The sequence below is a fragment of the Nocardia sp. bgisy118 genome, assembly GCF_057708605.1.
The window spans coordinates 180,000-200,396 of record NZ_JBYISM010000007.1 but is presented as its reverse complement, the minus strand read 5'-3'; the positions used below and the strand labels follow the sequence as shown (position 1 = coordinate 200,396).

At 68.6% G+C, this 20,397-nt stretch carries 16 protein-coding genes; 7 read left to right on the top strand and 9 right to left on the bottom strand.

Annotated features, from left to right (window positions below; all coding sequences use genetic code 11):
- Positions 1 to 5: 5 nt before the first annotated feature.
- Positions 6 to 1,592 (top strand): TerD family protein, encoded by a 1,587-nt coding sequence (locus tag AC3EO7_RS11735; protein ID WP_435591181.1) that lies wholly within the window; start codon positions 6 to 8, stop codon positions 1,590 to 1,592.
- A 198-nt stretch (positions 1,593 to 1,790) separates the two neighbouring features.
- Here AC3EO7_RS11735 and AC3EO7_RS11730 read toward each other — a convergent pair whose 3' ends face one another.
- Positions 1,791 to 3,524 carry a glycosyltransferase family 87 protein gene (locus AC3EO7_RS11730; RefSeq protein ID WP_435591180.1) on the bottom strand — a complete coding sequence of 578 codons (1,734 nt, stop codon included), beginning with the start codon at positions 3,522 to 3,524 and terminating at the stop codon, positions 1,791 to 1,793.
- Positions 3,525 to 3,717: 193 nt separating this feature from the next.
- Between AC3EO7_RS11730 and AC3EO7_RS11725 the strand changes: the two genes are divergently transcribed.
- Complete coding sequence (locus AC3EO7_RS11725; RefSeq protein ID WP_431968489.1) at positions 3,718 to 3,978, top strand: hypothetical protein; 261 nt, start codon at positions 3,718 to 3,720, stop codon at positions 3,976 to 3,978.
- Between the two features lie 131 nt (positions 3,979 to 4,109).
- On the opposite strand, the gene AC3EO7_RS11720 is transcribed toward AC3EO7_RS11725, so the two are convergent.
- Both AC3EO7_RS11720 and AC3EO7_RS11715 read right to left on the bottom strand, forming a co-directional pair.
- A complete protein-coding gene (locus AC3EO7_RS11720) occupies positions 4,110 to 6,314 on the bottom strand; it encodes a transglycosylase domain-containing protein (RefSeq protein ID WP_431968487.1) in 2,205 nt (734 codons plus the stop codon).
- Positions 6,315 to 7,098: 784 nt separating this feature from the next.
- Positions 7,099 to 7,518, bottom strand: coding sequence for a DUF5318 domain-containing protein (locus AC3EO7_RS11715; RefSeq protein WP_162272772.1), 420 nt, complete (start codon positions 7,516 to 7,518; stop codon positions 7,099 to 7,101).
- Positions 7,519 to 7,955: 437 nt separating this feature from the next.
- Here AC3EO7_RS11715 and AC3EO7_RS11710 point away from each other — a divergent pair, with 437 nt between their 5' ends.
- The 4 genes from AC3EO7_RS11710 (at position 7,956) to AC3EO7_RS11695 (ending at position 11,601) form a co-directional block, all read left to right on the top strand.
- Positions 7,956 to 9,038 (top strand): DUF1707 SHOCT-like domain-containing protein, encoded by a 1,083-nt coding sequence (locus tag AC3EO7_RS11710; protein WP_435591179.1) that lies wholly within the window; start codon positions 7,956 to 7,958, stop codon positions 9,036 to 9,038.
- Between the two features lie 19 nt (positions 9,039 to 9,057).
- Positions 9,058 to 9,831 carry a DUF1707 SHOCT-like domain-containing protein gene (locus tag AC3EO7_RS11705; protein WP_435591178.1) on the top strand — a complete coding sequence of 258 codons (774 nt, stop codon included), beginning with the start codon at positions 9,058 to 9,060 and terminating at the stop codon, positions 9,829 to 9,831.
- A 119-nt stretch (positions 9,832 to 9,950) separates the two neighbouring features.
- Entirely contained in the window at positions 9,951 to 10,508 is a 558-nt protein-coding gene (locus AC3EO7_RS11700) for a PadR family transcriptional regulator (protein WP_067786837.1), read from the top strand.
- On the top strand, positions 10,501 to 11,601 hold the full coding sequence (locus AC3EO7_RS11695; protein ID WP_357448368.1) for an inositol-3-phosphate synthase: 1,101 nt from the start codon (positions 10,501 to 10,503) through the stop codon (positions 11,599 to 11,601). The genes AC3EO7_RS11700 and AC3EO7_RS11695 overlap by 8 nt, the downstream gene beginning before the upstream one ends.
- Before the next feature lie 96 nt (positions 11,602 to 11,697).
- Here the strand turns inward: AC3EO7_RS11695 and AC3EO7_RS11690 are convergent, their stop codons facing one another.
- The 6 genes from AC3EO7_RS11690 to AC3EO7_RS11665 form a co-directional block, all read right to left on the bottom strand.
- Complete coding sequence (locus AC3EO7_RS11690; RefSeq protein WP_431968480.1) at positions 11,698 to 12,123, bottom strand: GyrI-like domain-containing protein; 426 nt, start codon at positions 12,121 to 12,123, stop codon at positions 11,698 to 11,700.
- A gap of 9 nt (positions 12,124 to 12,132) precedes the next feature.
- On the bottom strand, positions 12,133 to 12,591 hold the full coding sequence (locus AC3EO7_RS11685; RefSeq protein ID WP_431968478.1) for a GyrI-like domain-containing protein: 459 nt from the start codon (positions 12,589 to 12,591) through the stop codon (positions 12,133 to 12,135).
- A gap of 297 nt (positions 12,592 to 12,888) precedes the next feature.
- Complete coding sequence (locus AC3EO7_RS11680) at positions 12,889 to 15,186, bottom strand: transglycosylase domain-containing protein (RefSeq protein ID WP_435591177.1); 2,298 nt, start codon at positions 15,184 to 15,186, stop codon at positions 12,889 to 12,891.
- A gap of 556 nt (positions 15,187 to 15,742) precedes the next feature.
- Positions 15,743 to 16,615, bottom strand: a complete 873-nt coding sequence (locus AC3EO7_RS11675; RefSeq protein WP_431968563.1) for a carbohydrate ABC transporter permease — start codon at positions 16,613 to 16,615, stop codon at positions 15,743 to 15,745.
- Positions 16,616 to 16,662: 47 nt separating this feature from the next.
- Positions 16,663 to 17,697 (bottom strand): carbohydrate ABC transporter permease, encoded by a 1,035-nt coding sequence (locus tag AC3EO7_RS11670; RefSeq protein ID WP_431968474.1) that lies wholly within the window; start codon positions 17,695 to 17,697, stop codon positions 16,663 to 16,665.
- 124 nt (positions 17,698 to 17,821) lie between these two features.
- Positions 17,822 to 19,123 carry an ABC transporter substrate-binding protein gene (locus AC3EO7_RS11665; protein ID WP_431968472.1) on the bottom strand — a complete coding sequence of 434 codons (1,302 nt, stop codon included), beginning with the start codon at positions 19,121 to 19,123 and terminating at the stop codon, positions 17,822 to 17,824.
- 216 nt (positions 19,124 to 19,339) lie between these two features.
- Between AC3EO7_RS11665 and AC3EO7_RS11660 the strand changes: the two genes are divergently transcribed.
- A complete protein-coding gene (locus AC3EO7_RS11660) occupies positions 19,340 to 20,185 on the top strand; it encodes a DUF2786 domain-containing protein (RefSeq protein ID WP_435591176.1) in 846 nt (281 codons plus the stop codon).
- Positions 20,186 to 20,397 lie beyond the last annotated feature (212 nt).

Sequence of the window (20,397 nt, the reverse complement as noted above, 5' to 3'; positions counted from 1 at the left end):
AGAGCATGGCAGACAACGTGATTCAACTGAAGGCAGGCCAGAACATCCCGCTCTCCGGCGAGGTGCTCCGGTTCGGCGTGAAAGCCGGTGCGGCGCTCGATGTTTCCGCGCTGGTGGTGGCGGAGAACCTGCGGGTTCGCGACGCGGCCGACTTCGTCTTCTACAACCAGCCGAGCACCGGCGGCGTCGCGCTGACCGGCGACGAGGTGACCATCACCCTGGCCGAGGTGCGCGCCGACGCGAAGGCGGTGCTGCTGGTGGTCAGCGCCGATCCCGCCGCGCCCGGCGGCGGCGAGCTCGGTCCGGTGACCGCGTCGCTTGCCGAGAACGGCGCTCTCACCGCCGAATTCGCGATCACGCCCGCCGCGGGAGAGGCTGCGCTGATCTGCCTCGAGGTCTATCGGCGCGGCGACGCGTGGAAGGTCCGCGCCGTCGGTCAGGGCTACGCCGGCGGGCTTCCGGTGTTGTTGCCCGCGCACGGCGTCGAGGTCTCCGGCGGAGCCGACGCGAGCGCGCACGCGCCGCATCCGGAGGGCGATCGCGCCGCCATCGCCGGTCCCCGGCAGTCCCAGCATCCGGCCGAGGCTCCCGTGCTGGAGGTCTCGCACGGGCTGGAACGGTTGTGGATGATCTTCGAGGACGCGGCGCGCTCGGCCGCCGCGCTCGTCTCGGCACGGGACTACGCCGCCAAACGGCTGGACGAGGAGCTCTCGGCCGCGGTCTCCGATCCCGCGACGAGGAACACGCCGGGCGCCGAGGCGAAACGCAAGGAGGCGCAACGGCGCAGCGACGAACTCGTCGCCGTCGCCGAGGGCAATCACCGGCGCGACAGCGAGCATCTGATGCGCGAGCTCGCCGAGGCCGACCGGTTGCTGCCGCCCGCGCTGGCCTCCTGGTCGTCACCGGCATGGGAGGGCAACGCCAAGATCAGCGATGGCATCCGCCTCGGCGAGCTGTACGCGATCGAACGCGGCCCGCTGCGGATTCCGTACTGCGTACCGGTGCCGCTGACCCGGCCGCTGTGGATCGACACCGAGCGGTCGGCGGCGGTGGTTCCGGTGGTCGGCGCGCTGCTGGCGCGGCTGCTCGCGTCCGATCCCGGCAGGCGCACCCGCATCGATGTCATCGATCTGACCGGCGCGTTCACCGGACTGCTCGCACCGCTAGGACCGGTGCTGAACGGTCCGCCGATCACCGAGCACGGCGATATCTCGCCGCGCCTGCAAGCCCTGGTCGACGCCGCGGAACTCGCCGAGATGGCTTACACCAGTGGCGCTTTCACGCCACCCGCCGAGCATCGGGTGCTGCTGGCCGCCGACTTCCCGCACGGGTACCAGGCCTCCGACGCCCAGCGCATTTCGGCGCTGACCCTGCGCGGCGACCTGATCGGACTGTCCATCGTGATCGTCGGCAGCGACGAATCCGAATCGCCGGACGGGACCGTGGCCGCGCTCTCGCAGGCCTGCCGCCATCTGCCGACCGTCGAGGACACGCCGCTGTTCGATCCGTGGACCGGCAGCGCGTGGCAACTGGAACTGGATCTGCTGCCGCGAGATCCGCAGCTGGCGGCGAAGCTGTTGCGTTCGGAGTAGCGCCGCGGTTGCGTTCGCCGGTCGCGTCTGGCGAATCCACTTGCGGCGTAGGCGCGCCTCGCAGCGGCACGCGGCCGACCGCTGCGATAGCGAATCAGCGATGTGGTCCGGAGCCGCTGCGGCAGTGTGTCAGGAGGTGGGCCCGGAGCCGCTGCGGTAGTGCGTCGGCCGGTGCGGGCGGGCCGTTGCGGCAGCGCCTCAACCGGTGCGGACGAGAGTCGCCTTGGGGCGCAACGGTTCCGGCAGCCAGGGCAGCAAGGGGTCGGCGGTGCGGTCGAATACGCCGCCCGCCGGGTCGTCCACGAAATCACGGCGCACCAAGTCCTCGCCCGGCCAATAGATCTGCCGCACGATCAGCGCGCACAGTCCGATCACGGCGAGGTCGCGCAGGACGACGGTGCCGGTGAACCACTGCTCGGGCAGGCCTTTGCGGTCGAGGCCGAGGTAGTAGAACATGCGCGGCGCCCAGACCAGCGCGTCGATGGTCATCCAGGCCAACAGGATTCGGCGGTGCGGCAGCGCGAGGACGGCCAGCGGCACCAGCCACAGCGAATACTGGGGGCTCCACACCTTGTTCGTGAGCAGGAACGCGGCGACCACCAGGAAGCACAGCTGGGCGACGCGCGGGCGGCGCGGCGCGGTCAGCGCGATATAGGCGACCGCGGCGCAGGCCACTACGAACAGCAGCAGCGAGACCGCGTTCAGAATGGACGGCGGCTCGCCGTGGTTCAGTTCGCCGTCGAAACCGGACCAGCCGGTGAACGAGGTGATCACGTTGTAGATGGAGTCCGGATCGGCGTGCCTGGTGGTATTGAGCCGGAAGAACTCCCGCCAGCCGTTCGGATACAGCAGCGCGATCGGCAGATTCACCGCCAGCCAGGTGCCCGCCGCGGCCACCACCGCGACGATGGCCGCGCCCAGCGGACGGAAGCCGAAGAACTGGATACGGTAGGGCGTTTCGCGCAGCCAGGTCAGCGCCGCGCGCCCGCTGTCGATATCGCGCAGGCGCAGTCCGATCCGGGTACTCGGCACCCGGTGCATCGGATCGACCCGCAGGCACAGCACCACGATCGGGCCGAGCAACAGCAGCGGATAGAGCTTCGCCGCGCCGCCGAGCCCGAGCAGCACACCGGCGAGCACCGGCCTGCGCCGCGCCCAGGCGAGCAGGCCGGTGGCGGCGAAGGCGGTCGCCAGCGCGTCGAAGTTGGTGAACGCGTGCACGATCACCAGCGGCGAGCACGCGACGAGCGCCGCGTCCCAGATCCTGCGCCCGGCGAGCAGCGCGGAGGCCCACACGGTCACCAGCCAGGCCATGGCGAGGCCGAACGCGACGACGTTGAAGTAGATGACCACCTGGAGCGCACCGGGCAGCGGCAGCGTGTCCCATGTCTTGGCGAGCTGCATGGACACGTACTGGTACAGGCCCGAAAGCACCGGGTATTCCATGTACCTGGTCTCGCGACCGCCGTCCGGGGTCTGCTCGACCCAGGCCTTCTTGTACGGGAACGCACCTTCGTCCAGGCGTTCGGCGCCGTACAGCGGCACCGTGTCCGAGTAGCACATCGCGATGTACTGGCGGCCGTTGTTCCAATCCAGCGTCAGCGAGCCGTCGCCCGCCTCGGTCTGCTGGATGCAGCCCGCCTTGGTGGCCCAGCCCAGCGCCAGGAACACCACGGTGAAGGCGAGGATCACCCGCAGCGGCGTCCAGAACCGGACCCGGCCGATCAGCGCGTGATCGCCCACCGGCCCGCCGACGACGCTGCTGAGCTGCGCGGCGAGGGAATCGTTGCGGCTCGGGCGATCCCGCGCGTCGGCCGAGCGCAGGTCCGGCGCCAGCGGCGAGGGCGCCGCGTAGTGTGTCCCGCCGCCCGAGCCCCCGCCGGAGCGCGCGGCCTGGCCTGTCCGCACGTCCACCACTTGCTGATCGGTCACGGAACCCGAGCCTAATAGGTGCGGTCGAGCCGACCTACGCCCCTGCTCGGCGCGAGTGCGTGTGTCCCCGCGGCACTCGGCCGCTGGGAGCCGGTGTTGCCTCGTAACCGTATTCAGAGTTGTTGCCGTTGTTATAATTACGGTGATCGGCTGTGCAACGGGAGGAAGCCGATCTTCGAGAAGAGGGGTGGGAATGCTCAAGAAATTGCTGACGGTCGTCGCCATCGCGAGCGCTGCGGTCTTCGGACTCGCGGGGAACGCATCGGCCGGGTATCCGTCGTATGCGGAGTGCCTGACCTGGGCAGGCGTCCGCGACAGGTGCGTCAAGGTCGGGGAGGGCAACTGGGTCGTCCTCGAGGGCTACGGCTCTTACTCCGAGTGCCTGACCTGGGCTGGTGTGCACGATCGCTGCTATCAGGACCCGAACGGGTTCTGGTACATCACCAGAGTCTGATTTCGGAGCGGCCAGGCCTGCGGCGTGGCGTCGTTGTGGAAGACGACCGCTCCATCAGTCGCTGACCTGGACAATCGGCGAGGCCGCCCGGAGGATTCCTCCGGGCGGCCTCGCCGGTCTCAGCTGCTTGCCTAACGGCTGCGAGTGGGTTGAGGGCTGGAGCCCTCTTCCTGGCCGCTGTTTCCGTTTCCGCCGCCGTTTCCGGTTCCGCCCGGACGCGGCGAGCCCGTTTGGGTCGGCGAGCTGCCATCGGTCGGCGCGACCGGCTGGCCGGGCAGCGGGCCCGGGTCCTGCTCACGTTGTTGCTGCTGCTGCGGACGCGGGTTGGGCTGCACGCCGGGGACCGGGATGGTGATGCCGGGCAGGATCTCCACCTGGGTCGGCGCGATCACGACCGGCGGCGCCGGGGCGTCGACCGTCGACGGCGGGGTGTAGGGCGCGGTCCACTCGGGAACGCCCGCCTGGCCCTTGATCGGCGCGGGCTTCGGGAAGGTCTCGGTCGGCGTGCCCTGCAGCGCACCGTCCATGGTGGACTTCCAGATGTCCGACGCCAGGCCGGAACCGTAGATCATGCCGCCCGCGTAGTTGCGCAGCGGCGAGTTGTCCACGCTGCCGACCCACACGGCGGTGGACAGCGATGGCGTGTAACCGACCATCCAGGTGTCCTTGTTCTCGCCGGTGTCGAGCAACTGCGCGGTGCCGGTCTTGGCCGCCGATTCGCGACCGCCTGCCAGGCCGTGGTTGCGCGAGTAGCCCGCGATCGGCTTCATCGCCGCGGTCACGTTGTCGGCGACGGCCGCCGAGACGCGCTGTTCGCCCGCGACGTCGCCGCGGTCGAGCAGCACCTGGCCGTCGGCGGTCACCACCCGCTGCACGAAGTGCGGCGCGTGGTACATGCCGGAGGCCGCCAGCGTGGCGTAGGCGGAGGCCATATCGAGCGCGCGGGCCTGGTACTGGCCGAGCACGATGCCGTTGTTCGGGCCCGCGCCGCCCGGCTCGGACAGCGTCTTGCCGACGCCGGGCAGCTCCTCGGGAATGCCGAGCTTGTGGCCCATGTCCGCGATCTTCTGCGGACCGTTGCCCATGTCCAGCTGCATGCGGTAGAAGCTGGTGTTCAGCGAACGCTTGAGCGACTCGGCGATGGTGCACATGCCGCAGGACTCGCCCTCCACGTTGGTGATCTTGATGCCGTTCACCGTCAGCGGCGAGCTGTCGTACATCTGCGACAGCGGAATGCCCTGTTCGAGGTTCGCGGCCAGGCCGACCACCTTGAACGAGGAACCGGTCTGCAGCGGCGCGTTGGCGAAGTCGTAGCCCTGGCCGTCGTTGCCGCCGTAGTAGGCGCGCACCGCGCCGGTGCGCGGGTCGATCGACACCACCGAGGTCCGCAGCTGCTCGGGCTCGCCCTGCATCTTGCTCGTCGCGGCGTCGACCGCGGCCTGCTGCGCCTTCGGATCGATGGTCGTGGTGATCTGCAGACCGGCGGTGTTGAGCTGCTGTTCGCTGATGCCCGCGGACGCGAGCTCCTCGAGCACCTGGGTCTTGATCAGGCCCTCGGGTCCGGAATCCAGCGTCTTGTCCTGGGTCTGCGCGAGGGGGCTCACCTGCGGGTACTGCATGCCCTGCCGGTCGGTGGCCTTCAGGTTGCCGCCGTCGACCATGCCGTCGAGCACGTAGCCCCAGCGCGTCTTGGCGCCCTCCGGGTTCTTCTCCGGATCCAGCAGCGAGGGCAGCTGGATGGTGGCGGCCAGCACCGCGCCCTCGGCGACGGTCAGATCCTGCACCGGCTTGTTGAAGTAGGCCTTGGATGCGGCGTCGATGCCGTAGGCGCCGCGACCGAAGTAGATGGTGTTCAGGTAGGCGGCGAGGATCTCGTCCTTGCTCCACTGCCGCGCCATCTTCGCGGAGATCACCAGCTCGTGCATCTTTCGGGTGAGCGAGCGCTCGTCACCGACCAGCGCGTTCTTCACGTACTGCTGGGTGATCGTCGAGCCACCGCCCGCGCTCTCCTTGCCGAGAACGTTGTCGCGGGCCGCGCGCACGAAGCCGGAGATGGAGAAGCCAGGGTTGGTGTAGAAATCCCGGTCCTCGGCCGCGATCACGGCGTTGCGCACGTGCGGCGGGATCTGCTCGATGGTCACGTCGGTGCGGTTGCCCTGTGGCGGGACCACCTTGCTCAGCACCGTGCTGCCGTCCTCGGCGTAGATCATCGCGACCTGGTTGGTCTTCAGATCACCGGGCTGCGGCACCGACACCGTGGAGTAGGCGACCAGGAAGACGGCGCTCGGCACCACGATGGCGAGGGCGATGAGTACGTAGAGCGTCCGGCGGATCATCTTCCAAGGAATCCTCTTCGCGCCTGGCCGCTTACCCGCTCCGCCGGAACCACCGTCACCGCCGCCGTTGCGGCGCGGCGGCGGACCCGAAGGGGGCTGGCCGGACTGGGCGCGGCGCTCACCGGTGGCGGGACCGTTCGGACGACGGTCGCGGTCGATCGCGGGCCGCTGGCCGGTGTTCGGCCGCGCGCCGCCCGCGGGACGGACGGCGGCGCTCGGACCGGATCGCCGATCGCGCTCGGCGACCGCCTCGCTCAGCGAGCTGGGCCGGGGCGCGCCCTGCGGATTCTGACCGGGCCGCTGAATGCGCTGGGTCGCGCCGGCGGCGCCACCGGGCGCGGCGTTGGGCTGCGGACGACCCTCCGGCGGGCGACCCTCGGGCGGGCGGCCTTGTGGAGGACGGCCCTGCGGGGGACGACCTTGTGGGGGACGACCCTGCGGCGGCGGGCCGGGACGATGCGGCGGCTGCGGGCCACCGTTGGGGCCACCCTGAGGTGTGCCGGGACGCGGGCCACCCGGCCGCGGACCGCCCGGTGGCGGTAGCGGGCGGAAACCGGGAGGGGGCGCCTGGCGCTGGCCTGGAGTCGGGTTCGGAGCCGGTTGTGAACTTCGCTGAGTACGGCCGCCGTGCGGTTCATCGCCGTAGGGGGAAGTCTCGTAGGGCGAATTCACTGACAAGATCTCCATAACTCGTATCGGTCAGGCTGGCTGGGTGCGGTCACGGGCACCGCGGCGGACACGTGCAGGCTCCGCATGTCACCCGACTGGCAGATGACCAGGCACATCACTCGGCGGCGGTACGTCGGTTCGCTCGCGTACCCGTACGGCGACGCGTGGGCGCCGGGGCGTTGCCGAGCACATAGGACTGCACCAGATGATTCCAGCTGCAGCTCCGGCATACCTCGACGACATGCACCGAGAACTCCTCGCGAGTCTCGGCGAGGCGCGTCAGCTCCTCCGGTGTGCGAGCCGAACCAGCCACCGGTCCGAGGCCGTCGCCGTAGACCCAGGATACGAGGGTGAGCTGTTCTTTCCGGCAGATAGGGCACGTGACCTCGCTCCCCCGGCCGTGGAACTTCGCCGCACGCAGGAGATAGGGATTTGCATCACATACCTCGGCGACATCGACCCGGCCCGCATAGACGTCAGCCAGCAGCGACCGGCGCCGGAGCGCGTAGTCGACCACCTGCCGCTGAATTCGCACGCCAACCAGAGTAGCGGGGTACGGGCGCTGACGCCTCGCTCCGCTCGCCTTACGTAGGCCACACCGGACATCGATTCGCGACCCGGAGCGCTTCGCTTTCCGGGTCGACCTGCACCTATCACTGTGTCGCTCGGCGAGGACGCCTAGCTTCCCTCGGCTTGTCCAGTCCGCACGAGGCGCAGATCCGTGACATTTATTGCACATGTCGCGTCGCTTCGCTCGGCATCCGGCGTCCGCGGTGGACGGTGGTTCAGGACAAGGCGATCCGTTCCGTGTTGTACAGGGGGCTTACGGAGGCCGCCGCGGGACTCGGTTCGTGACTCGGGCGCGCCGCATTTCCTCGGCGACGTGCACGAATCGATGCCGCGCATGGTCCTCGCCTCGTTCGGTTTCGCGGGAACCGTTCCCGGTGGGCATGTTCTGTTTACGATTCGTGTGTGTCCACCGGGAGCAACGGGCGCATGCGAGCGCGTGATCTGGACCGCGTGAACGCATGCGGTCTGTTGGATGCGGCCTACGCGGAGGGGCAGCTCGGGGCCGACGAGTATCACGACCGCACGGCGAAAGCGGGGCGCGCCAAGACCGTCGGTGAGCTGGCGCGCCTGACGAGCGACCTGCAAGTTCCCGCTGCCGCCGGTGATCTGGCGCCGGGCGGGTCGGCGAAGACGCGGAAACCTTTGCGGCGGGCGCGAACCCGCGCCAGTTATCCGGACCACACCAGGGCGCGGAATGCCGATCGTGCCAACACGATTCGGGTGCTCGACGACGCGCACGGCGAAGGGCAGCTGGACGCGGACGAGCACCAGGCGCTCACCGAGCTGGCTTCCGAGGCGAAAACCCTCGGTGATCTCGGCGAATTGGTGGCCGATGTGCAACGCGCCGCCGCGGCGTCGCCGCCGAGTCCTCCGCGTTCGCGCCGGAATCTGCGGTTCCGTGCCGCGGTGGGCGTCGTGGCCGTGCTCGGAGTCTGGGCCGGGTATTTCGCCGCGGGACGCGACGACAGCGAGGTCCCGGCGCAGGCCGTCCCCGTCGAGCTGGGCACGGTGCAGCCGCTGGTGCTGCCGAGGCCCGAGCTGTACACCGTCGCCGGGATGACGCTCTACCGCGACAAGTACCGGGAGAAGTTCGGCGACACCCTCGTCGACGAGCTCTGGCTGCACAAGGATTTCGCATCGGTGCAGCGCATCGCGCCGGAGGGGCCGCAGTGGTCGGTCGACTGGGACTACTGGGGCGGATTCACCCAGCACGACAATCTCATCACCACGCGCAGGCCGGACACGCGCAGCGTGGACCTGGCCACGCTGAACGTCGAGGCGATCGGCGCGGTGCTCGCCACGGCGCCGGCGATGACCAAGGTGACCGGCGGTGTCGTCGACTCCATCGAGATCTCCGCCGACGGTTCCAGCGCGGGCAACGCCAGGCCCCTCGTCGAGATCCGCGTGCGCAACGACCGCAGCCAGCACGGCAGCGTCGTGATCTCGCCGTCGGGTGAGGTGCTGAAGGTCAGGGAGGTCGGATGACCGGCGAGGGGAAGCGCTGATGGCGTCGAAAACCGCCCGCCTGCGGGCCAGTGACAGCGATCGCGCCGATGTCTGCGGACTGCTGGACGCCGCGCTCGCCGACGGTCAGCTCACCGAGTCCGAGCACACCGCCCGCACCGGTATCGCCATGCGCGCCAAGTCGTTCGGAGATCTCGACAAGCTGATCGACGACCTGCAGATTCCCGGCGAAATGGTCGACGCTCCCGTGGTGCGCGGCGGACGCGGACGAACGCGCTGGATTCCCGCGGTGATCCTGGCCGCGGCCCTGATTGCGGGCGGGCTGGTCGGCTGCGTCGCGCACAGCGCGGTCGATCGGGCCGTCGCCGACCCCCTGCCCGACCTGACCACTGGCGCGGGCCTGGCCTATTTCATCGACAGGTATCGCGCCGAGTTCGGCGACACGGTCGCCGACGACGTCACCGTCTATCCGCGCTACGCCCTCTTCTATCGCAACGAGAAGGGCAAGTCCGTCTACTACCACTTCGACGGCGATTTCTCCCTGTTCGGCAACCCGTCCTCGCGCAAGCCGGACACCCCGACCGTCGACATGGGCGCCATCGACCTGCCGATCCTCGCCCGCCTGCTCGCGGGAGCCTCGCAGTCGGTGCTGCTGCCGGGCAGTCCGATCTCGCACGTGAGCATCGAGCGCGAGGACAAGAAGGGCGCGCAGCCCTACGTGCAGATCTACGTGCAGAACGAGATGAGCGAGACCGGATTCATGACCGTCCTCTTCGACGGCGAACCGCTGAACGTCCGCCCGCCCAACCGCTGATCCGACCTGGGTGAACGCCCCATATATCGCCCATCGCTGTGCCCGGTTATATCGGCGCGATATACTCGGAAGTCGCATCCATCGGTTAGGTCTGCACAACAGTCAGGGGGTGACGCCCGATGCTCGAGCTGGCAATCCTCGGGCTGCTCCTCGAAGCGCCGATGCACGGTTACGAGCTGCGCAAGCGGCTGACGGGCCTGCTCGGGCCGTTTCGGGCCTTCTCCTACGGTTCGCTCTATCCGACGCTGCGGCGCATGCAGGCGGACGGACTGATCGCGGAGGAGAACGTCGCGGGCGTCACCATGCGCCGCGCGCGGCGGGTCTATCAACTGACACCGGCGGGGCGGGAGCGTTTCACGGAGCTCCTCGCGGACACCGGCCCGCAGAACTACACCGACGACGGCTTCGGCGTCCACCTGGCGTTCTTCAGCCGCACTCCCGCGGAGGCGCGGATGCGGATCCTGGAGGGCAGGCGCCGGCAGGTCGAGGAGCGCCGAGAGGGATTGCGGGAAGCGATCAAACGGGCCAGCGGGTCGCTGGATCGCTACACCCGACAGCTCCACCAACTCGGTCTGGAATCAAGCGAGCGCGAAGTGCGCTGGCTCAACGAGTTGATTGCGGCGGAGCAATCAACGAAGGCGGCACCACAGAAAGAGGGAACCATCGGCCATGAGTGACATCAATACGGCTGAGAACGCCACCGAAGTTCGCGTGGCCATCGTGGGCGTGGGCAACTGCGCCTCTTCCTTGGTCCAGGGCGTGCAGTACTACAAGGACGCGGACGAGACCTCGACCGTGCCCGGTCTGATGCACGTCAAGTTCGGCCGGTACCACGTACGCGACGTCAAGTTCGTCGCCGCGTTCGACGTGGATGCCAAGAAGGTCGGCTTCGACCTGGCCGAGGCGATCTTCGCCAGCGAGAACAACACCATCAAGATCTCCGACGTGCCCCCGACCGACGTGGTCGTGCAGCGCGGCCCGACGCTCGACGGCATCGGCAAGTACTACGCGGAAACCATCGAACTCTCCGAGGCCGAGCCGGTCGACGTGGTGAAGGCCCTGAAGGACGCGAAGGTCGACGTCCTGGTGTCCTACCTGCCGGTGGGTTCAGAAGAGGCGGACAAGTTCTACGCCCAGTGCGCCATCGACGCGGGCGTCGCCTTCGTCAACGCGCTGCCGGTGTTCATCGCCTCCGACCCGGTGTGGGCGCAGAAGTTCGTGGACGCGGGCGTCCCGATCGTCGGCGACGACATCAAGAGCCAGGTCGGCGCGACCATCACCCACCGCGTGATGGCCAAGCTGTTCGAGGACCGCGGCGTGCAGCTCGACCGCACCATGCAGCTCAACGTCGGCGGCAACATGGACTTCAAGAACATGCTCGAGCGCGAGCGCCTGGAGTCCAAGAAGATCTCCAAGACCCAGGCCGTCACCAGCAACCTGAAGAAGGAACTGGGCGCCAACGACGTGCACATCGGCCCGTCCGACCACGTCGGCTGGCTCGACGACCGCAAGTGGGCCTACGTGCGCCTCGAGGGTCGCGCCTTCGGCGACGTGCCGCTGAACCTGGAGTACAAGCTCGAAGTGTGGGACTCGCCCAACTCGGCGGGCATCATCATCGACGCGGTGCGCGCGGCCAAGATCGCCAAGGACCGCGGCATCGGCGGACCTGTCATCCCGGCCTCGGCCTACCTGATGAAGTCCCCGCCGCAGCAGCTCGCGGACGACATCGCCCGCGCCCAGCTGGAAGCGTTCATCATCGGCGCGGAGTAGATCCGACGACTCGATGAGGGAAGCCGGTCGGAGAGCCACTCTCCGACCGGCTTTGCGTTTTTTGCCGCGGACACGCCGCGTCGGCTCGGAGCCGGTTCAGTCCAGTGAAACGTAGACCTCGACGGAGGTCGGGCCGGTGTAGCGCTCGATCTCCGCGGTGTGCGAGCGGGTGATGATGCCCGCGCTCTCGGCCTTGGCGACCTGCGCCCACGCCGTGCGCAGCAGATCGTAGGGCTTGTCGGAGACGACGAACTTCGCGTAGCGGCCCTGCGGGATGCGGGTCACCACGTCGCCCTGGTCCAGGTCGTCCAGCGAACCCACCTCGTAGCCGAGGACGGCGACGGCATGGTCGTTCTGGCCGATGTACGCCGCGACGCGCGGCACGCTCTTTTCCCTGGCGAGGTAGCGATCCCAGGTGAAGTTCACCAGATCGAGGTCGCGCGCGGTCACTTCGCGGCCGGCCAGCGGAATGGTCAGTCCGGCGACCAGGCTGCCGTCCAGGGTGACGATCTCGAAATCCACTGTTGTGTCCTACCCGTCGCTCGGTTCGTCGGCCAGCGCCACGAAGACCTCGGCGGTGCGGTCGTCGGGATAGTGCTCCCAGTCGCCGGTATAGGAACGCACGAACCGGCCCGCCGCCTCGGCATCCCACACCGCCCGCCAAATGCTGACGATCGTATCGCCGAGATCGTCGCCGCTGGCGATGAATCGGGCGAACCGGCCACCGGGCACCCTGGCCAGCACGTCGCCGGGCAGCAAGTCATCGATGCTCTTACAGCGGTAGCCGACGATGTGGGTCAGATAGGAGTTGATCTCCGGCGCATGATCGACATAGGCGGTGGTCGGCGGGCCAGGTAGACGGCGCGAGAGGATGCGCTTCCACGCTTCCTCCACCTTCGCGCGGCGCGGCCCCTCGACCGCTAGCGCTGGGCTGCGAAGCACCGTGCCCGCCACCAGCACCTCGGGACGGTCAACGACATTGAAATCCACCGGCGTAGCCCCTATGTCTAGTCTGTTTTCAATTGGCGGCGCTTCCGGGCCCCTCTGTGGTCCGCACGCTACCGCCTGTCGGCCGGTCGCTCGCGCCGCTGCCGTCGTCGCTCGAGCGCTTATCCTTCCGCATCGTCACCGGGGGACGGCCGTCGCCCCTGGTTCACCTCGGCGCCGCTGGGCCGCGCTCTCACTCTGGCAAAACGATGCTGCCATGTCATGCGTTCCCCGGAGGCTCGCTAGGTCACAAGATCGATTCAAGATGGTGTGGGCCACAGTTATCTGACCGCCCGCACGTCAGCCGGGCACCGGAACGTTCAATCCGGGGAAGATCTCGACCTGCGTCGGCTGCGGCGGCGCAGGCGGAATGATGATCGAGGGCTCCGGTTGTTGCTGCGGCGCACGCGACGGATTCGGGTTCGGATTCAAGATGTCGTAGGGATTGTTCGGGGGCTTCGGCGGAGTGCTGCCCGCGGGGCCGCCGACCGCCGGTCCGCCCACGGGTCCGGTGGGGAACTGCTCGATGGGCGTGCCCGCCAGCGCGTCGTCCATCATCTGCTTCCAGATGTCGGCGGGCAGGCCCGAACCGTAGATGTCCGCGCCCGCCGCGGTGTGGATCGGCTGCGACTGCTCGCTGCCGATCCACACCGCGGTGGACAGCGACGGCGTGAAGCCGATCATCCAGGCGTCCTTGTTCTGGTCGGACTGGCCCAATTGGGTCGTGCCGGTCTTGGCGGCCGACGGCCGGTTGCCCGCCAGCGCGTGCCCGTTGGAGTAGGCGGCGATCGGCATCATCGCGGTGACGGTGTTCTCCGCGAAAGCGGGCTTGATGCGCTGCTCGCCGGGCGGCAGCTGGTCGCCGGCCTGCTGTTCGGGTGCGCCGCGATCGAGCAGCACCCGTCCGTCGCCGGTCACCACGCGGTGCACGAAGTGCGGCCGGTGGTACATGCCGGAGGCCGCGACGGTGGCGTACGCCGAGGCCATGTCGATCGGGCGCACCAGATATTGGCCGAGCACGATGCCGTTGAGCGGCGGGCCGCCGTCCTCGGCGAGCGTCTTGCCCGCCACGCCGGGGATCTCCTCCGGGATGCCCGCCTGGTGCGCGGCATCCGCGATCGCCTGCGGTCCTTCGAACATCGACATGGTCAGCCGGTAGAAGCTGGTGTTCAGCGAGCGCTTCAGCGCTTCGGCCATGCTGCATTTGCCGCAGGATTCGCCGTCCACGTTGGTGATCCTGGTGCCGCGATCGGTGACCGGCGAACTGTCCAGCATGCGCGTCAGCGGGATGCTCTGCTGCTGTGCGGCGATCACCGCGAACACCTTGAACGCCGACCCGGTCTGCAACGGCGCCTGCGCGAAGTCGTAGCCGATGCCGTCCTCGCCGCCGTAGTAGGCGCGCACCGCGCCGGAGCGCGGATCGATCGACACCACCGCGGCGCGCAGGTGCGCCGGCTGGGGCCCGAGCCGATCGTGCACCGCGGTGAGCGCCGCCTGCTGGGCTCCGACGTCGATGGTGGTGGTGATTTGCAGTGCGCCGGTGTTGATTTCGCGTTCGCTGATGCCGGAGGCGCGCAGCTCACGCAGCACCTGGGTGCGGATCAGGCCCTCGGGACCGCGGGAGGCGTCGCGGTCGGGAATGTCGGTGATCGGCAGGATCCGCGGGAAAACGGTGGCGTCTCGGTCGCCCGGCGCCAGCACGCCCATCTCGACCATGCCGTCGAGCACATACCGCCAGCGCGCCTTCAATTCCGGCAGGTGTGTTTCGGGGTCGAGGATCGACGGTGTGCGGATGACGGCCGCCAGCACCGCGCCCTCGGCGAGCGTCAGCTGCGCGGGCGGCTTGTCGAAGTACGCCTTGGACGCCGCGGCGATGCCGTAGGAGCCGCGCCCGTAGTAGATGGTGTTGAGATAGGCGGCGAGGATGTCGTCCTTGCTCCACTGCCTGGCCATCTTGGCCGCGATGATCAGCTCGCGCATCTTGCGGGTCAGGGTGCGTTCCGAACCGAGGAAGGCGTTCTTCACGTACTGCTGGGTGATGGTCGAGCCGCCGCCCGCGTCGTCCTTGCCCATCAGGTTGTCCCGGCCCGCGCGCAGGAAGCCGGACGTGGAATAGCCGGGGTTGGTGTAGAAATCGCGGTCTTCGGCGGAGAGCACCGCGTTGCGCACCGGTTCGGGCACCTCGGAGAGCGACACGGGAGTCCGATTGCCTTCCGGCGGAACCACCTTCGCGATCACCGTGCTGCCGTCCGCGGCGAGGACGGTGGCGATCTGATTGGTCTGCACCGCCGCCGGGTCGGGGATCTCGGCGCTCCAGTAGACCAGCACGAACAGCAGCGAGGGCACCGCGACGAACAGGATGAACAGCGCGAGCACGAGCCGACGAAGCCGTTCGGCGCGACTGCGCTGCGGCCGCTCGGGTTGCGTCGCCTCCGCGGTGCCGCCGGGCCGGGATCCCCTGAGCGCCTGGGCTTTCCGTTCACGGCTGTGCGGTGTGTCCCGCTCCCGGAAACCCGCGATGGAGGCGTGCTGCGGTGACGATTGCTTGCCCCCGGCATCGCGTTTCCCACCTCGCTTGCCGAACGAGCTCACGATCATCTCCTCCCGGAGTTGTCGGTCGAACCCACCTGCACTGACAACGATCGCCGAAACGAGCTACGACCGGACTCTACTCCGCCCACCCCGGCCGAGGCGGCACACAGTCCACACCAACCCGCTTCTTAGGCAAAGTAACCCGAGTACGCCCCCAACCCCAACCCCACCCGCCCACCGAGCGAGCCCAGGCGCGACCGTCGGCGAGGCAAAGCGAACCTGTCTTCGCTATTACGCCGAAATCTCAGCATGTAAATCGCGGGCGCGAGCTCAGTCGGTGGGCAAGCTGGACGCGGTGCGGAAACCTCCGCACCAGCGCTCCATACCCAGCGCATGCGCCGCTGAAGCGAGTCCCGACCGCCAGAAAACCAGACGCAAAGGCCGTGATTCCACGGAACATCCCAGCCCCACCCGCCCATCACGGAGCGAGCCCGACGAGCGACCGTTCGCGGCCGTCTCGCTTCCCAGCGATCGAAGCGCATGCGACGCAGTCGCGAGTCTCGATCGCTGGGAAGCGAGACAACAAGGGCCGCGAACCTGCGCGCGCCAGCGCGCCAAAAACTCAGCTCTTGACGCCGCCCGCGGTCAGACCGGAGATGATGCGGCGCTGGAACAGCAGCACCATGATCACCAGCGGGATCGTGACGATCGTGCCCGCCGCCATGATCGCGGCGTACGGCTGGACGAGCGGGTTGTTGCCGGAGAACCGGGCGATCGCGACGGTCACGGGCTCGGTCGCGTCGCTGGAGAGCAGGCGGGCCAGCAGGTATTCGTTCACCGCGGCGATGAAGGCCAGGATCGCGGTGGTGAAGACGGCGGGCGCGGCCAGCGGCAGCATCACCAGCCGGAACGCCTGCATCTTGCTCGCGCCGTCGATGCGGGCCGCCTCTTCCAGCTCCCACGGCAGTTCGGTGAAGAACGAGGCGAGGATGTAGACGGTCATCGGCAGCACGAACGAGATGTTCGGGATGATCATCGCCTGGTATTGGCCGATCCAGCCGAGGTTGGTGAACAGCTGGAACAGCGGCGTCACCAGCACGACCACCGGGAACATCGACGCGCTCAGGATCAGTCCGGCCACCACGTACTTGCCGCGGAAGGTCAGCCTGGCCAGCGCGTACGCGGCGAAGATCCCGATGACCAGCGCGAGCACCGTGGTGCACGCACCGATGACGACGCTGTTCAGCAGCGCCTTGCCGAAGTCGTTGCCGCGGCTGGTGTCGAACGCGTCGCGGAAGTTCTCCAGCGTGACGTGCGTCGGCCACGGCGTGTTGTCGAAGGTGTAGTCCGGATCGCGGAACGCGGTGACGGCCATCCAGTAGAACGGGCCGAGGCCCCAGACCAGCACGATGAGCACGCCGAGGTAGATGCGCACCGATCCGAACCGCTTGGTCCACGGCACCGCCCGATCGGTGGCCGGTTCCTTCGTCACCATCGGTGCGCCTCCACTGTCTTGCTCGGTGCGCACCTGATTGCTCGTGGTCATGCTCGCACCGTCCCTTCGCGCTGCGCTTCCTGGGTGCGGACGGCGTTGGCGCCGAGGATCTTCACCAAGATGAAGGCCACGGCGAAGATCAGCAGGAAGGTGATGGTCGACAGGGCAGCGGCGCTGTTCGGTCCCTGGCGCACCTGGTCGACCACCAGGATCGACACCGTGCGGGTCGACGGGTTGTTCAGCGTCATGATGGCGGGCAGGTCGTACATGCGCAGTGCGTCCATGGTGCGGAACAGGATCGCCACCAGCAGCGCGGGCTTGAGCAGCGGCAGGGTGATCTGGGTGAACCGCTGCCAGGCCGAGGCGCCGTCCACCTTGGCGGCCTCGTACACGTCGTTGGGGATCACCTGCAATCCGGCGAGCAGGAGCAGCGCCATGAACGGCGTCGTCTTCCACACGTCGGCGGCGATCACCGCGAACCGCGCGGCCCACGGATCAGAGGTCCAGAGAATGTGCGTGCCGAGCACCCGGTTCACCACGCCGTCGTACTGGAACATGAACTCCCACAACCGCGCCGTGACGGCGGTCGGGATGGCCCACGGAATGAGCACCGCCGCGCGCAGCAGCGCCCGGCCCTTGAAGCTCTTGCCCATGACGATCGCCATGGCGAGGCCGATGGTGGCCTCCAGCGCCACCGTGATCACGGTGAAGAACAGCGTGACGCCGACGGCCATCCAGAACTGCGAGCCCAGATTGCCGGTGGGGCAGGCGATGGTCTCGCCGGTCGGCAGGCTGCACTGTTGCAGCAGCCAGTGCGTGTAGTTCGAGAATCCGGCGCTGCCGCCCTCCACGAACATGCCCGTGCTCGGGTCGAGCCCGGGGTCCTTCTGGAAGGACATGTACAGCGCGCGGACCACCGGGTAGCCGATGACGACCGCCAGCGCGATCAGCACCGGCGCCACGAAGACCCAGGCCTTGCCGGAGCGGCGCAGCTCGAAGGCCAGGCTCGCGCCGAAACCGCGTTTGCGCGGAAGGAATTCGTCGCTCGGCAGGCGTGTGGCCGCTCCCGAAGGATCCGACACCGTTATCTCTCTCCTACGGGTTGGTCGGGTCCGCTACGCGACCGCGCGCGACTCCGCCTCGCTGACGCTCGGCTCGTCGTGCACGGTAGCGCGCTGTGTTCATGGCTCATTCGCTGACGCTCGTTCACGAACCTGCGGTCTCGATGCCTTTCTGCATCCCGACTATCGCGTCGTCGACGGACTTGTTTCCGGTCAGGGCAGCATAGGCGTTGTCCTGGATGGCCTTCGACACCGCCGGGTAGAAGGGGGTCACCGGGCGCGGCACCGCGCTGGCGATCGATTCCTTGAGGGCGGGCAGGTACGGCATCTTGGCGATCAGCGCGGGGTCGTCGTACAGCGAGGCGCGCACCGAGGGCAGGGCGCCCGAGGCGATGATGTGCTGGGCGTCCTCGCTGATCAGGAAGCGCAGGAAGTCGAGCGCGGTGGCCTTGTTCTTGGAGAAGGCGCTGATGGCCGCGTTGTAGCCGCCGAGGGTGGAGGCGCCGACGCCGTTCTCGCCGGGCAGCGGCGCGACCGCGAACTTGTCCTTCACCTGCGAGGATTCGGCGCCCGCGTCACCGAAGGTGGAGGGCCAGGCGCGCAGGAACATCAGCTTGCCCTGGGTGAAGGCGTTCGCCGATTCCGGCTCCTTGAAGGTGATGGCCTCTTTGGGGATGTCGCCGTTGTTGTACGCGGTGACCAGGGTGTTGAGACCGGCGCGGGCCTGTGGGCTGTCCACGGTCGGGGTCTTGCCGTCGGCGCCGACGAAGGTGCCGCCGAAGCCGTTGATCACCTCGGAAGTGTTCACCGTGAGACCTTCGTAGGGCGCGAACTGCCCGGCGTAGCAGCCGATGTTGTTGTCACGCGCGACCTGGCACTGGCCGAGCATCTCGCCCCAGGTCTTCGGCGGGTTCGAGACCAGGTCCTTGCGGTAGAACAGCAGCCCGCCGTTGGTGTTGCGCGGCGCGGCGTAGAGCGTGTTGTTGTAGGTGGCGCTGGCGACCGGCGGGGAGAGCAGCGTCGAGGTGTCGATCGCGAAGGAGTCCTTCAGCGGCTGGATCCAGCCCTTGGCGGCGAACTCGGCGGTCCACGGCACGTCGAGCGCGACCACGTCGTAGGTGGACTGCTTGGAGCGCATGTGCTCGACGAGGTCGTCGTACTGCTGCGAGGCGTCGTTCGACTGTTCCTTGAACGTCACCTGCTCGTCGGGGTGCGAGGCGTTCCAGCGCTCGATGAGCTGCTTGACCACACCGGTCTCGGTGGTGTCCTTGCCCTCGACGTAGGTGATCGGGCCGCGGCCGGTCAGGTTCTGGCCGGTCGGGCTGCCGCCGTTGTCGCTGGAGCACGCACTGGTGAAGGTCGCCGTCAACAGCGCGACCGAGGCAGCCGCCAGCGCGGCCCGCGATACGAGCGACGAACGTAGGGACGACACCTTCTTCAAAGCCATTGCGAACACTCCATGGGTACGACGTGAGCAGCAGCACACCCTGCCGGTTGCACAACGGAAGATACATGGTGTTCATCCGCCACGCCCGAAGAGCGGTACAGAAGGCCAGGTCGGGTGGATGTCGCCGGTCGCGGGGAGCCTCGACCGGAGCATGCGCCGCCGCCCGTCCGAGCGCACGACGACCTGTGACGCGGCGTCCCGTTACCCTGGCTGCCGATGACTTCGCCGAACGCGGTTCCCGATCGGATGCTCACACGCATCGGCGGTCTGCTGCGCAAGGCCGAAGCGACCGACAACGAGCACGAGGCGGAGGCCTTCCTCGCCGCGGCGCAGCGGTTGGCGACCCGATCCTCGATCGATCTCGCGGTGGCGCGGGCGCACGTCGCGGGGCGGGAACGCAGGCCGACGCCGGTGCAGCGGGTCGTTCCGATCGGCGAGCCGGGCAAGAAGGGACTGCGCACCTACGTGCAGCTGTTCGTCGCGATCGCGCAGGCCAACGACGTGCGCTGCGATGTTGCCCGCACCTCCACCCAGGTCTACGCCTACGGCTTCGACACCGACATCGACACCTGCGAGGCGCTCTACGCCAGCCTGCTCGTGCAGATGGTGCGCGCGTCCGACCACTACATCAAATCGGGGCAGTACCGCACGGCGACCGTCGAGAAGATCGTCAGCGAGAAGCGCTGGGGACGCACCGTGCGACGCCGGGTGCAGGCGCCCGCCGCCCCCGTGACGGCCCGGCTGAACTTCCAGATGGCCTTCGCCGCACGCATCGGGCGGCGGCTCGCCGAGGTGAAGTCGGAGGTCGAGGCCGAGGCGGTGGCGCCGGAGACGGCGGCGGCCGGGACGGCGCTCGCGCTGCGCGACAAGGAACTGGAACTCACCGACTTCTACAGCCGCACCTCGGAGGCCCGCGGGACCTGGCGCGGGCCGCAGGTCTCCGCCGGGCACTCGGCCGGGGCCCGTCGCGCGGGTGATCGGGCGGGTCAGGCGGCGCGGCTGGGCACGTCGCCCGAACTGGGCGGGGCGCGTGGGCAGCTGACCTCCGGCGCGGGCGAGTGAGTCCTTTCGTATGGCCGCCTCGCCGACGGAGTGCTCAGTGCCGGGAGCATTTCGGCTCGCGGTGGCGCGGGGTGGGCCTCGGGGCGCTTGTTTCGAGCCTGCTTCGGCGCAATGAGGATGGACGGCGCCGGTGGCTGTTCCAGCACTCGGTAGGCTCGGGATCTCGATGTCGGAGGGGCTGCCCGCGGCTGATCTCGGGCGCGGTCGGATGG